This window comes from Lactococcus garvieae subsp. garvieae (assembly GCF_029024465.1).
Classification (GTDB): domain Bacteria; phylum Bacillota; class Bacilli; order Lactobacillales; family Streptococcaceae; genus Lactococcus; species Lactococcus garvieae.
Genome location: NZ_CP118950.1, coordinates 1,552,932 through 1,567,310, shown reverse-complemented (window position 1 = coordinate 1,567,310; position 14,379 = coordinate 1,552,932). Strand labels below are relative to the sequence as shown.

General features: G+C 41.0%; 12 protein-coding genes. 6 read left to right on the top strand and 6 right to left on the bottom strand.

Annotated features, from left to right (window positions below; genetic code table 11):
• Positions 1-69 precede the first annotated feature (69 nt).
• The 4 genes from fabI (at position 70) to PYW30_RS07790 (ending at position 3,187) form a co-directional block, all read left to right on the top strand.
• A complete protein-coding gene (fabI, locus tag PYW30_RS07805) occupies positions 70-822 on the top strand; it encodes an enoyl-ACP reductase FabI (RefSeq protein WP_014025294.1) in 753 nt (250 codons plus the stop codon).
• 217 nt (positions 823-1,039) lie between these two features.
• Positions 1,040-1,243, top strand: a complete 204-nt coding sequence (locus PYW30_RS07800; RefSeq protein WP_014025293.1) for a hypothetical protein — start codon at positions 1,040-1,042, stop codon at positions 1,241-1,243.
• Between the two features lie 55 nt (positions 1,244-1,298).
• Positions 1,299-2,522 (top strand): MFS transporter, encoded by a 1,224-nt coding sequence (locus PYW30_RS07795; RefSeq protein ID WP_014570994.1) that lies wholly within the window; start codon positions 1,299-1,301, stop codon positions 2,520-2,522.
• A gap of 8 nt (positions 2,523-2,530) precedes the next feature.
• The gene (locus PYW30_RS07790; protein WP_031285757.1) at positions 2,531-3,187 is read left to right on the top strand and encodes a Crp/Fnr family transcriptional regulator; all 657 of its coding nucleotides are present in this window, start codon (positions 2,531-2,533) and stop codon (positions 3,185-3,187) included.
• 99 nt (positions 3,188-3,286) lie between these two features.
• On the opposite strand, the gene yidC is transcribed toward PYW30_RS07790, so the two are convergent.
• The 5 genes from yidC to PYW30_RS07765 all read right to left on the bottom strand — a co-directional run bounded on the left by yidC (position 3,287) and on the right by PYW30_RS07765 (position 8,144).
• On the bottom strand, positions 3,287-4,240 hold the full coding sequence (gene yidC / locus PYW30_RS07785; protein WP_014025290.1) for a membrane protein insertase YidC: 954 nt from the start codon (positions 4,238-4,240) through the stop codon (positions 3,287-3,289).
• 207 nt (positions 4,241-4,447) lie between these two features.
• On the bottom strand, positions 4,448-6,160 hold the full coding sequence (locus PYW30_RS07780; protein WP_023889102.1) for a phospho-sugar mutase: 1,713 nt from the start codon (positions 6,158-6,160) through the stop codon (positions 4,448-4,450).
• Positions 6,161-6,315: 155 nt separating this feature from the next.
• Positions 6,316-6,897: an ECF transporter S component gene (locus PYW30_RS07775; RefSeq protein ID WP_019299657.1), complete on the bottom strand. Its 582-nt coding sequence runs from the start codon at positions 6,895-6,897 to the stop codon at positions 6,316-6,318.
• 4 nt (positions 6,898-6,901) lie between these two features.
• Entirely contained in the window at positions 6,902-7,453 is a 552-nt protein-coding gene (coaC, locus tag PYW30_RS07770; RefSeq protein ID WP_014025288.1) for a phosphopantothenoylcysteine decarboxylase, read from the bottom strand.
• Complete coding sequence (locus tag PYW30_RS07765) at positions 7,446-8,144, bottom strand: phosphopantothenate--cysteine ligase (RefSeq protein WP_023889103.1); 699 nt, start codon at positions 8,142-8,144, stop codon at positions 7,446-7,448. Before PYW30_RS07765 ends, coaC begins: the two co-directional genes overlap by 8 nt.
• Positions 8,145-8,282: 138 nt before the next feature.
• Between PYW30_RS07765 and PYW30_RS07760 the strand changes: the two genes are divergently transcribed.
• On the top strand, positions 8,283-9,572 hold the full coding sequence (locus tag PYW30_RS07760; RefSeq protein ID WP_042219498.1) for an L-cysteine desulfidase family protein: 1,290 nt from the start codon (positions 8,283-8,285) through the stop codon (positions 9,570-9,572).
• Between the two features lie 48 nt (positions 9,573-9,620).
• On the opposite strand, the gene PYW30_RS07755 is transcribed toward PYW30_RS07760, so the two are convergent.
• A complete protein-coding gene (locus tag PYW30_RS07755) occupies positions 9,621-9,800 on the bottom strand; it encodes a 2-hydroxymuconate tautomerase (protein ID WP_014025285.1) in 180 nt (59 codons plus the stop codon).
• A gap of 308 nt (positions 9,801-10,108) precedes the next feature.
• On the opposite strand from PYW30_RS07755, the gene PYW30_RS07750 reads away from it, so the two are divergent.
• Positions 10,109-14,368, top strand: coding sequence for an Ig-like domain-containing protein (locus tag PYW30_RS07750; protein WP_338150027.1), 4,260 nt, complete (start codon positions 10,109-10,111; stop codon positions 14,366-14,368).
• The last annotated feature ends 11 nt before the right edge of the window (positions 14,369-14,379 follow it).

Sequence of the window (14,379 nt, the reverse complement as noted above, 5' to 3'; positions counted from 1 at the left end):
CTATTTACTTATATTTTTTAACTTATATTTTCTGAAATATATTTTTTTATTTTAAGGGGACTTATTTATATGTTTTTAGAAGGAAAAAAAATCGTCATTATGGGTGTTGCTAACAACAAGTCTATCGCTTGGGGTTGCGCTAAAGCTATGAAAGATCAAGGGGCGACCTTGATCTACACTTATCAAAATGAACGTATGGAAAAACAGCTTGCAAAGCTTGCTGGACCAGAAGATCTACTTATCGAATGTGATGTTGTATCAGACGAATCTATCCGTCGCGCATTTTCAACTATTGAAAGCCGCGTGGGCAAAATAGACGGTTTGGTACATGCCATTGCTTATTCAAAAAAAGAAGAACTTGATGGTAATGTATCGGATATCTCACGTGACGGCTATGCACTTGCACAAGATATCTCAGCTTACTCATTGCTTGCTGTAGCAAAAGCTGCAAAACCTTTATTTAATGAAGGTTCTGGTATTGTTACTTTGAGCTATATGGGCTCTGTTCGTGCAATTCCTAACTACAATGTAATGGGTATTGCTAAAGCAGCTCTAGAAGCAAGTGTACGTTACTTGGCAGCAGAAATGGCACACGTTGGTGTTCATGTCAATGCTATTTCAGCGGGTGCCATCAAAACGCTTGCAGTATCCGGTGTTGCAGGCTACAAAGATTTGATTAAAGAATCTAACAGCCGTACAGCTGACGGTAAGGGTGTAACGATTGAAGAAATTGGACAAACCGCTGCCTTCCTCGTTAGTCCTTTGGCTACAGGTGTCATTGGAGATGTGGTTTATGTGGATAAGGGTGTTCACTTAACATAGGCAAAAATTGAGAAATACTTGATAGGGTTTCGGCTCTATCAAGTATTTTTTTTATTTTTGTAAATAAGAGTTGTTAACAAATGTTGTTTATATTTTGCAGTATAAATTGTTGTAGCGATGTTACGCTTTTTCTTATATTATATTTCTTGTACATAAATGTCGACAGGGAAGTGGCCACTCAATGTTTGACGAGAATAAAGAAAAGGAATTTTTAACAATGAAATTTGAATTTAAAAGTTTATCTACATATGAAGAAGTTGCGACACCTAACTTTATGGGTGGAGTAAACTACCACAGTCTAATCCAAGAATTTGACTCCATGGCAGAAGCTGTAAAATATGTGACTGATCATCACGGTTATTTGATTACAGATAATGGGAAATTTGCTTTTGAAGTGAGAAATATCTCCCTTATCAAATAACAAATAAAAAAAGTATCTCCAGAGGATACACATCAGTCGAGGAATAGAAAAAATCATGAAAAAAGAAAGTCTTTTTACAGCTACTTTCATTATTAATACACTTATTAGCTTTTTATTTTATATTGTTTTTTACGTTTTAACATCATCTATAGGGACGTATGCGATGGAAGAACTCCATCAATCTACAGTAGTGAGTTTATCATTATCAAGTATCTTTGTTATTGGGGCGCTTATCGGGCGTGTATGGACCGGTATCGTTGTGACACGGATTGGGATGAAAAAGCTCCTTTATGTAGGTGGAATTATCTTTTTAGTTTTAACCTTAGGCTATTATGCAACGACTAATATACCTTTGCTCTTTATTATACGTGTGCTTCAAGGTATGGGATTTGGGATTGGGGCAACAGCTTCAGGAACGATTGCTGGACACATTGTTCCTGCTTCAAGACGAGGCGAAGGGATTGGCTATTATGCCTTGTCTGTCACACTTGCTGCAGCTGTAGGACCTGCTTTAAGTATTTCCATTTATTCTTCTTCCTTAGGTTTTAATGGGCTTCTTGCTTTGGCACTTGTCTTACTTGTTTTGACTTTTGTTTTGATCTTCTTTGTCCATGTAAAAGAGCTTTCTGAAGAAGAAGTGCATGAAGCATTGCTTCACAGTCCAAAAGGCTTAGATAAATACATCGAAAAATCAGCCTTACCTATTTCTTTTGTTGCCTTTTTGGCAGGATTTATTGACTCCGCTATTTTAACAGGAATGGGGCCATTTACATCCTTCTTACACATTTCAACTGCAGGTTCATTGTTCTTTACCTTGTATGCTGTCTTGATTTTCTTATCACGCCCATTAACAGGGCGTATGTTTGATACGAAAGGGGATAATTGGGTTTTCCATCCTGTCTTTATCTTCTTTGCAATTTCAATGCTCTTCGTTGGTTTAGCAGGCTTCATGAGTCCAGGTGCTGGTTTTATCATGTTGCTTATTGCTGGAGGTACATTTGGTCTCGGTTATGGAGGAGTGGCACCTTTTGGTCAAGCCATTGCGATTCGCGAAGCACGTAAAGATCGTATCGGGGTTGCAACTTCAACTTTCTTTGGATTTTTAGATTTGGGTGTTGGTGGCGGCCCGATTATCCTAGGCGCTATCATTCCAATGCTTGGAAAAGGAATGGTTGGTTTCCGTAACCTGTATCTTTACAGTGCACCAGCAGTTGTTATAGTATGGATCATCTATTATCTTGTGCATGGGAAAAAGCAACACCAGACAAATGTTGCTTAAAAAATGGTATGAATGACATAAAATATGTAGTAGAACTGTTAGAAGAAAAAAATGTGAGTATAGTTAGCCGTAGGAAACACAGCTATATCATGTATCAAGGGATTGAATCAGAGTACCTTTATGTGCTTAAAGAAGGTGTGGTTAAACTGAGCAGTATTTTGCGCAACGGTCGTGAATTCAATATTACTTACGTTTGTGAGCCAGATTTTGTTTCATTGCTGGAAGAAGAACAAGTGGATGGCGTTTCGGCTCTCTTTAATGTGAGAATAGAATCGGATGAGGCAACTTTTTATCGGGTTCCACGTAAAGTTTTTTGGGAATGGATCGATAAAGATATCAAGTTGTTCCGCATTGTGGATAATTTTTATCGTAAACGATTAGTCATGATCTTAGAAGCCTTGCAAAAAATGACTGTAAATGGCAAAAAAGGCGCTGTATGCGCGTGTTTATATAATTTCATTGAGTGCTTTGGCAGACAAAAAGCAGAAGGCATTTTAATTGATTTTACCGTAACCAATGAAGACATAGCAGGATTTTGTGGTATTTCCACACGAACCAGTGTTAACAGGATACTTCGTGAACTCCGGGAAGAAAAAATTATTGACATTGTGCAGCATAAGATTATGATTTGTGATAAATACAGCTTACAAAATTACATCAGCTAGAGTGAAGAATAGCGTTCAAAACCTCCAGAATCTTAAGGTTCTGGAGGTTTTTTGGATAGAAAAAAAAGAAGCAACATAAACTTGCTTCTTTAGAGTGTATTATTTACGTTTTTGTTTACCAGCGTTACGTCCGTTATTGTTCTTCTTACGCGGTGCATCCAAATCTTTCAAGCCTTGTTGTGTGGCAGATTTAGGAGTGACATCTTTTGGAAGATCGGCCATCTTTGGAGGATTATTTTTAAATTCTTCATCAATTTTCTTACGCATGCGTGGTTTCATGATGTAAGTAATGATGATCTGTTGGATAACCATCACGATACCACCAACAGCCCAATAAAGAGCTACACCTGCAGGTGACATGAAACTGAAAACGATAATCATCACAGGACTCATAATGAGCATAGTCATACCTGTTTTCTTTTGTTCAGGTGTCATGCTCTTAGTTGAAATCCAAGTTTGCAGGAAGTAGAAGATACCCGCAATCAGAGTGATTACAATGCTTGAACGTCCGAGGTCAATGCCGAAGAAAGTTGCTGTAGAAATACCAGGAGTATAGGCTGCGGCATTATAGAGGGCAATGAAGAAAGGCCATTGGATAAGTAGGGGGAGACAACCCAATGAAGATAACATGTTAATGCCATTATCTTTTTGGGCTTTCATCAATGCTTGTTGGGCAGCCATACGTTCTTCAGGTGTCGTTGCAGCTTTCAATCTTGCATTAAGAGGCTCAAACACAGGAGCCAAGTAAGCTGTTTTTTCTTGCATATAAGTAGACTTATAGGCTTGGTTGAGTCCCAATGGAAGGATAAGGAAACGGATAATCAGAGTGACTAAGACGATTCCCCAACCATAACCGAGGTTCATGTTATTGGCAAACACATCGACAAAGGCTGACATTGGTTTAACAAGAATTTGGTAAGTCATGCCATGTGTTGCAGCTTCGGTAGGAACACGCACACCATCAACAATATGGGTTTGGACACAGCCAGAGAGCAAGAGCAAACCAGCACTTGCTACACCCAAGAGGGACAATTTTTTGTTCAAATTTTTCAAAATAAATTCGCTTTCTATAAATAAACGGTCTGTTACCATTTTACAGGAAAATGCTTTATTTTTCAATAGGTCTATAGTCTGAAATAACCTATTTTAAAGCTTTGCAGCCGCTTATTTTTCTGGATGGAAAAATAAAAAAGAGTGATTTTTTTATTGTAGCAATAGCAACTAAAAAAGCTGCCTGTGACAGACAGCTTTGAGGATAATTTATCCGATAAATGTTGTGATTTCTTTTTCAAAATGATCAATCTTACTTTGTGCTTGTGCTTCAGTATCTGCTACAGCAGCCATATAGAATTTTATCTTAGGCTCTGTACCTGAAGGACGAACAGCAATCCAGCTGCCATCTTCTAAATGATATTTCAAAACATCAGAAGGAGGAGTGGTTAATTTTTCAACTTTACCACTGTGTGATGTTGCAGTAAGTTCCTTGAAGTCTTCAGTTAAAAGAATTTCAAGGCCGTCAAATTTTTCTGGTGCATTGGCACGGAATTTACCCATGATTTCAGCAATTTGTTCTTTACCGGTACTTCCTTCAAGCGTAACGGATAGTGTCTTTTCAACAAAGAAGCCGTATTCAGCATAGATATCTTGAATACCGTCATAGAGTGTTTTACCTAAAGAACGGTAGTAAGCCGCAACTTCACAGATAAGGAGCATTGCTTGGATGGCATCTTTATCACGGACAAAAGGCTTGATGAGATAGCCAAAGCTTTCCTCAAAACCAAACATGTAAGTGTGCTCACCTGTCGTTTCCCAAGCATGAATTTTTTCGCCGATGAATTTGAAACCAGTGAGTACATTAAACATTTCCACGTTGTAGCTTTCAGCAATATGACTGACTAACTCAGTAGAAACGATAGATTTAGCCATAGCCGCATTAGCCGGCAATGTGCCCGCTGTTTTGTGTGCTTCGAGGATATATTTAGCTAAAACGGCACCGATTTGGTTACCTGTCAACGGTTGGTAGCTTCCATCTGGTAAGCGGACTTCAACACCTATACGGTCAGCATCAGGGTCAGTAGCAACTAACATATCAGCTCCAACTTTACGGCCAAGTTCTTCAGACATAGCAAAGGCAGCTTGACTTTCAGGGTTCGGTGATTTTACAGTTGAAAAGTCTGGATCGGGAATGGCTTGCTCTTCTACAACAGCAATTTTTTCAAAACCAGCTGTGGCAAGAGCACGACGTCCCAGCATTTCACCAGTCCCGTGGAGAGGTGTGTAAACGATGTTAAGGTCACGACCGTATTTGTTAATTAAATCATGATTGATTGTAACGGTTTCGATATTTTTAAGATATTTTGCATCAATATCTTCACCAATAATTTTGATCATACCTTCTGCGATATATTTTTCAGTATCGCCTAAAGTGATAGAGAAAATGTCGTCAATTTGGCGAATATATTCAGTCAAGGCTGCAGCATCTTCAGGTGGCATTTGTCCACCGTCTTCGCCGTAAACTTTGTAGCCGTTATAAGGTGCAGGGTTGTGGCTAGCTGTAATCATAACACCTGTAAGAGTGTTCAACTCACGAATTGTAAAGCTCAATGCGGGAGTAGGACGGAGACTGTCATAGACATAGCTTGGAATTCCATGGTCTGCCAGAATCGTTGCAGTTTCCATAGCGAATTCTTTAGAAAAGTGACGGCTATCATAAGCAATCGCGACACCACGTTTTTTCGCATCGCCTTTGCTGTCCATCAGACGTGCAAGCCCTTCGGTTGTTAAACGTACGGTGTAAATATTCATACGGTTTGTCCCAGCACCTAAAAGGCCACGTTGACCAGCTGTACCGAACTCAAGATAGGTATAGAATGCATCTTCCTTTGTTTTTTCGTCCATTGCAAGCAGTTCTTTATGCAAGTCCGGTGTTAAGTCAGCATTGAGCCATTGTTCGTAAATTTCATTGTATGACATGTTATCCTCCAAGCCTTTGTTTTCAAGGCTTTAATTAGTTATTATTTATTTTAAATCCTAATCAAAAATGAATTCGGTTTCAGATGTATTATATCATTTTTCATTTTTATTTTCCAAAAAATAAAAAATAGACCAATTGAGGTCTATTTTGTAATTTATCTTGATTTTTCCAAAGAAGGAACAATCGCTGCTGTTAAAATAACGGCGATAACAACTTCCGCAATGGAATTACTTGTGATGATCAGCTGAATAAGACCCGCGAAGGTCATCCCTGTGTATTGACCAAAAAATAAAGTAATGAAACTTAAGACAAGTACTGTATTTGTGGCTGTACCCACAAAAGCAGCAATACCCGCACCTGTACGTGTTTTCATGGCTTTATAAATAAAATAAGGAAAGACCCCAATGAGGACCCGAGGGACAATAGCAACCACTAAAGCCCAGAGGGAACCATGATTCGTACCAGGAATGGGTTGAAGCGGACTAAACACATAACTCAAAGGTGTTGTAAGGATTGTAGAGTTAATAACGCTGATAATCCCCATCACAAGCCCTAAGAAAGCTCCTTTACGAGCACCTAAGACAATAGAACCGATAATTACAGGAATATGCAAAAGTGTAGGTACAATAGGTAATGGCCATACGCTATAGACGATTTGGCTCAAAACTTGCACGACAACCATGATAGCAATAAAAATTGCAAGGATGGCAATATCGGATGCTTTTGATTTTTTCATGTTTTTAAATTTCCTCAATTTTAGTAGCTTGATCCAGCGTATCAACAATGGTATCAATATCTGCGAGTGCGCCTTCCCCAAAGTCTCCACAAGCTAAGAGAGATTGTTTGGGTTGTATAACATTGTATCCTATTGATTTTAAAATATCAATATTTTTCATTGTTAAAGGATTGGCATACATATTGGTATTCATAGCAGGAGCGATATATTTGGTTTTGCTTGGATGTAGCGCAAGGGCTACAGAAGTTACAATATCAGAAGCGGCACCATGTGACAGGCGACTTATAGTATCAGCTGTGGCAGGCGCAACAACAAAAATATCAGTGTGTTTTGCGATATCGATATGATTAACAACATCAGGATGTTCTTCATCCATAATATCAAGGTGCACTTTATTTTTAGATAAAACTTGCAAAGTCAAAGGTGTAATGAATTGTGTGGCTGCTTTTGTCATTAAAACAGTAACATTGTGGTTCTTTTTGTTGAGCATTGAGACGATATCTGCAGCTTTGTAGGCTGCAATGCTGCCAGTGACAGCAAGAGTTATATTAGCCATGATGTGCCTCCTCGGATTTTTTAACAATGACTTGAGCAATTTGTGGTTTAGTGTGAAGCCGAGTAATATCTGCAGAATCACTAACTAAGAAGGCCAGGTGGTTTTCTCCCTGGATATTAGCCAGATCATTTGCAATGATAAAATCAGCAGAAGTTTCTTTACGTTTGTTTTTGGCAACCTCAAGCAGCTGTGCTTCACTCACACCAGAAAGGAGTTTAAAGCCAAAAAGCAGAACTTTAGGATTCCATTTTTTAATAAATGAAATTACTTTTGGTGTTTTTTCCAAGAGCATCATTTGGTATTCAGAGTTTGAGGATATTTTTTTCTGCACTTCAGGGCGGAAATGAATGAGCTGTTCTTTTGTAAGGGGGTGGGGTAAGTCATCCACTCCAGTCATATAAACAGGACGATAATCAGAAACTGCCATACTGTGGACAACAACATCGACTTCTGGAAGAAATTTTTCTACATTATCGAGTAAATCTTGTGTATCGCCAATTGGAATAACAGTTAAATTTTCTTGCTCTGAGGGCAGCTGTGCAAAACGTCCAGCTAACAAAATAACCTGATGCCCGTGTGTCAAAAATTCTTCAGCAGTTAATTTTCCTAAACTACCTGTCGCGAAATTAGTGATACCTCGGACGGTATCAATGGACTCAGTGGTGCCACCTGCTGTAATTAAAATCTTCATGGCTTTATTTTAACCTAAGTTTTTTCGCAATGCAAGAAGAGTATACCCCACCAGGTAACAAAGTAAAGAAAGCGCTTGCAATAATTAAAGATATGAACTATAATTTAAAATGAAAAAGTCAAAAAGAAAGAGAGCACTATGCTGACAGAAGAAATTAGAAATTGTTTTTTACAGGTTTTAGAAGAAGGTGTTAAGCCCGCTACAGGTTGTACGGAGCCTGTAGCTGTGGCCTATGCTGCTGCAGTATGCCGTACATATTTAGAAGATTCCTCTATCGATTGGATAAATATACGGGTGTCAGCTAATGTAATGAAAAATGCCTTGGCTGTGATTGTTCCTGGAACGAGAGAAGCTGGAGTAGAAGTAGCTGCAGCTGCAGGTGCCCTAGCAGGAAATGCCGAAGCTGGATTGAAGGTTATTTCTGAGCTTTCTCCCGATATAGTTCCAGAAATTATTAGCCTTGCCCGGTCAAACCAAGTGAAAGCTGAAGTTGCTTCTGTCGCAGACAAATTGTATGTTGAAGTTAGCATAGCTTCAGGGAGTGAAACAGTAACAGTTAAAATTGCAGGTGGGCATACTTCTATTTATTGGATAGAAAAAAATAAGGAAGTAATTTTTAAAAAGGAAAAAGTTCAATCTAATGAAGAAGCAAGCAGTGTTGAATTCTTAAAAAAGCGCAGTTTTGCTGAAATTTGGGATTTTGCAACAAGTCAAAATCTGGAAGATATTTCAATTTTAATAAAGGCACAAGAATTAAACATGACTTTGGCTTCAGAAGGTTTAAGCTGTGATTATGGGATGGGGATTGGTAAAGCTTTACGCAACCACAGAAGCCTTTCAGAGCTTAGCTTGGAAGAGCAAATTGTCATTTATACAGCTGCAGCATCAGATGCACGGATGGGCGGTTGCCAGCATGCAGCAATGACAAATTCAGGCTCAGGAAATCAAGGAATTACAGCTACAGTTCCTGTTTGTGTCTTTGCACAACATAGAGGTGTGAGTGAAGAAAAACTTATTAGGGGTTTAACTCTTTCACATCTTACTGCTCTTTATATTCATGCATTTTTACCTTTGCTTTCTGCTTATTGTGCTACAGATTCGGCAGCAATGGGGGCAGCAACTGGTTTGATTTATCTTGAATCAGAAGATCAAGCAAAGGCTGAGATGGCAATTAAGAACATGATTGGTGACGCAGTAGGCATGATTTGTGACGGCGCAGGTTTTTCTTGTGCACTAAAAGTAGTCAGTTCTGTATCTTCAATGTATCGCGCGGTACAACTGGCTCAGGCAGGTGTAGTTATTCCAGCAACAAATGGCATTGTTTCTGAAGAGGTAGAGGATTGTATCCATGATTTAGGACGTTATGTTTCTAGCGGGATGCAAAATTCGGATCCTGTCATATTAGATATTATGATGAATAAGAAATAAAATCGAGAAAAAGAAAAAGCTTAGAGAGCCCTCTCTAAGCTTTTTTCTTTATTGTTTAGGTTCCCCGTGGGGGTAAAAATTATCTTTTGCCATCTCATCATAAATGACATAAATGGCTTCACGAGGTGCTCCGGTATGTTTCATCACGGACTCTGTAATTTCTTTTGCTAAGGCTTTCTTGGCTTCGGCACTACGTCCTTCAACTAATTCAACATGTACAAACGGCATGATAATCCTCCTTAGGATTGTTTTATATGCTTTTATTTTATCATTTTTTCTGACAATGAGCATCTTTTTAAATAGGAACAATATAACGATATAAAAATAATATACTACCGAGCTTATTCTTTTGATTTAATAAATTTTATAATTTATAATTATTCATATAATGTAATTTTGGAAAAAGTCACAACATTTTAATGTTTGCGGATTTGTCAATAAGAAAAGCCTGTTTTCGCGGTATTAATGAAAACTAGATGTAGAGGAGGAGTTGAATAAAAAAATGGTTGTTGAATAAATATTGTTAAAATAGGAGGATATATTGTGAAAAATGGAAAAATTATTTAAAAAGTAGTCAATATATAAAAAAACATTTATTATCAGCCGGTATATCAGGAAATGTACTTCTAGCAGGTGTCGTAATTGCTGGGGCTTATACGCTCTTCCCGAACCCTATCGTTGCCAACGCTGCTGTATTAGGAGTAGAAATCTTTGGGGATACCACCTCTTCAAACAACACGACTTCAAGTCTAGCTAACCCCTATCCAGAAGGGTCACAACAAAATGTAAACTTTACAATTGCAGGGAATTCTGCAGTAACTACGAATGTCTTATCTGGTACACGATATGCAGTTATTGTTATTCCACAAGAACTACGAGGCAAGGTAACGCCGGGACAGGCCACAGGAAATACCAATGTCTCGGTTGATTTGACTAAAGTTCCACTACTAACAGGACTAGTGGGCACATTAAACAACACATTGAGTGGGTTAACAAACATTGTGGACACGGTTACGAGTACAGCAGGACTAAAATTTGATACGTCGCGCCTCTATGCTGATTTGAATTTATTGTCCAATGTAATGACCATTGATCAAGGTGCATGGTCACAAGCAGCAACTCTAAGCCCAGATGGCTCAATGATTATAGTTGACTTGGACAAAGGTTTGGGTCCGATTTTAGCTAATAATGTGATTAATATCTTACAAGATTTAAAATTAGCGGTTAATGATCTCAATGTTACTGTTACAGGAAGTGACCCTTTGGGTACATTACACTTAACAGCTGCGACTCTTAATACCACGCTGGCGCCCATAAAAACAGCTTTGACAGTTGCTATTGACGGTGTATTAACCCCTGTTTTAAATGATGCAGGTGTTCTCACACAACAATTGTTGGATGTTTCTTTGCTAGGAAGTACAACGGTTAATGTACCAACAACGATAAATATACCTACGACATCAACGACACAAGGGACTGTTACCTCAAAATTTGTTGGTACAATCGTCCAATCAGATATCTTGGATGTGAGTCTTTTCAGTGGATCAGACAGTTCTTCAAATATTTACTGGAATGGACTAGCTGTTCTACCAACACCACCTGTAATTTCAAGTGTTACCGGAAATTCTCAAGCCGGCTATGTTGTCTCAGGAACAGCTGACCCAGGGAATACAGTAAAAATTATTAATCCAGCTACAGGTCAAGAAATTGGAAGTGGATTAGCAGATAGTTCAGGGAACTATAGCATAACGTTGCCAGCAGACTCAATTGGTGCCAATGCCGATATTAATGCCACTGCGACCGATGCGGGAGGTAACGTGAGTAATCCGACCGCAGGCAAAACGCCAGCCGATGCGGATACAACAGCGCCCGATGCCCCAGTCATTTCTTCGGTAACCGGAAATTCCACAGATGGTTATGTCGTTACAGGTACAGCCGAAGCGGGTTCGAAGGTAGAGATCAAAGATTCTACCGGCGCCGTTGTTGGCTCTGCCACGGCCGATGGTTCGGGCAACTACAGCGTGAGCTTACCGGGCTCAGTGGGAGCTAACGCCGACATTACAGCGACCGCAACCGATGCGGCAGGCAATGTGAGTACTCCAACGACAGGCAAAACGCCAGCCGATGCGGATACCACAGCGCCTGATGCCCCAGTCATTTCTTCGGTAACCGGAAATTCCACAGACGGCTATGTCATTACAGGTACAGCTGAAGCGGGTTCGAAGGTGGAAATCAAAGATTCTACCGGCGCCGTTGTTGGCTCTGCCACAGCTGATGGTTCGGGCAACTACAGCGTGAGCTTACCGGGCTCAGTGGGAGCTAACGCCGACATTACAGCGACCGCAACCGATGCGGCAGGCAATGTGAGTACTCCAACGACAGGTAAAACACCAGCTGATGCGGATACCACAGCGCCCGATGCCCCAGTCATTTCTTCGGTAACCGGAAATTCCACAGACGGCTATGTCATTACAGGTACAGCCGAAGCGGGTTCGAAGGTAGAAATTAAAGATTCAACCGGCGCCGTTATTGGTTCTGCCACAGCTGATGGTTCAGGTAACTACAGCGTGGATTTACCAGGCTCAGTGGGACCGAATGCTAATATCACAGTGACAGCGACAGACGCGGCAGGTAATGTGAGTACTCCAACGACAGGTAAAACACCAGCCGATGTGGATTCTACCGCGCCTGATGCCCCAGTAATTACCGGCATCACAGGAAACTCTACAGATGGTTATGTTGTTACAGGTACAGCCGAAGCGGGCTCGAAGGTAGAGATCAAAGATTCAACCGGCGCAGTTATCGGTTCTGCCACAGCCGATGGTTCAGGTAACTACAGCGTGAGCTTGCCGGGGTCAGTGGGAGCTAACGCTGACATTACAGCCACTGCAACCGATGCGGCAGGTAACGTGAGTGCCCCAACTGCAGGTAAAACACCAGCTGATGCGGATACCACAGCGCCCGATGCGCCAGTAATTACAGATATCACAGGTAATTCTACAGATGGTTATGTCGTTAAAGGTACAGCCGAACCAGGTTCGAAGGTAGAAATTAAAGATTCTACCGGCGCTGTTATTGGCTCTGCCACAGCTGATGGTTCAGGTAACTACAGCGTGAGCTTGCCAGCCTCAGTGGGACCAAATGCTAATATCACAGTGACAGCGACAGACGCAGCAGGTAATGTGAGTGCCCCAACTGCAGGTAAAACACCAGCAGATCCAAAGGATACGATAGCCCCCGATGCCCCAACAATCACTAATGTGACAGGCAATTCAACAAAAGGTTATGTCGTTACAGGTACAGCAGAAGCCGGATCTACTGTTGAGATTAAGGATGGTTCAGGTAAGGTCATTGGTTCTGCCAAAGCCGACAGTTCTGGCAATTACAGTGTAACGCTTCCTAAAGGTTCTATTGGAGCGAACGCAGCTCTTACAGCCACTGCAATTGATGCAGCAGGAAATGTAAGTGCACCAACCTCTGGTAAAACACCATCCGATGTGGATACTACCGCACCAGATGCACCAGTAATTACAGGTATCACAGGAAACTCTACAGATGGTTATGTCGTTAAAGGTACAGCCGAACCAGGTTCGAAGGTGGAAATCAAAGATTCTACTGGCGCCGTTATTGGCTCTGCCACTGCCGATGGTTCAGGTAACTACAGCGTGAGCTTGCCAGGCTCAGTGGGAGCTAACGCGGACATTACAGCCACTGCAACCGATGCGGCCGGCAATGTGAGTAATCCAACGACAGGTAAAACACCAGCCGATGCAGATACTACAGCACCGGATGCACCAGTAATTACAGGTATCACAGGAAACTCTACAGATGGTTATGTCGTTAAAGGTACAGCCGAACCAGGTTCGAAGGTGGAAATCAAAGATTCTACTGGCGCCGTTATTGGCTCTGCCACTGCCGATGGTTCAGGTAACTACAGCGTGAGCTTGCCAGGCTCAGTGGGAGCTAATGCCGACATTACAGCCACTGCAACCGATGCGGCCGGCAACGTGAGTACGCCTACCTCTGGTAAAACCCCAGCCGATCCAAAGGATACGACAGCCCCTGATGCCCCAACAATCACTAATGTGACAGGCAATTCAACAAAAGGTTATGTCGTTACAGGTAAAGCAGAAGCTGGATCTACTGTTGAGATTAAGGATGGTTCAGGTAAGGTCATTGGTTCTGCCAAAGCCGACAGTTCTGGCAATTACAGTGTAACGCTTCCTAAAGGTTCTATTGGAGCTAACGTAGATATTACAGCCATCGCAATTGATGCAGCAGGAAATGTAAGTGCACCAACCCCAGGTAAAACACCAGCCGATCCAAAGGATACTACAGTGCCAGATTCACCTAAGGTTACGGATGTCACTAAGAATCCTGACGGAGGCTATGATGTAGGGGGAACTGCAGAACCAGGTTCTACGGTTACGATTACGGATGGCAATGGTAATGTAGTTGGCAGTGGTAAAACAGATGATTCTGGGCACTTCCACGTTATACTTCCAGCTGGAAGTGTAAAACCAGGGGATATTCTTAATATCACAGCAACAGATGCAGCAGGTAATGAGAGTGCGCCAAGTCATTTTCAAATTCCAGCGAATACCTTTGTTCCAGTAACCTTTGGTGGAAGTAGTGGTCAATATTTAAATACCTTGCCAGCTTCCTATGCTAAGGGTGTAAACCTTCCTGCAACAGGAGAAAGTGACAACACTCTTCCGACAGTAATTGGTTTTAGCCTTTTAGCTTTCCTAAGCCTCCTACTTACAAAGTTAAGAAGAAAGAAAGATGTTAATTAAGCACATTATAG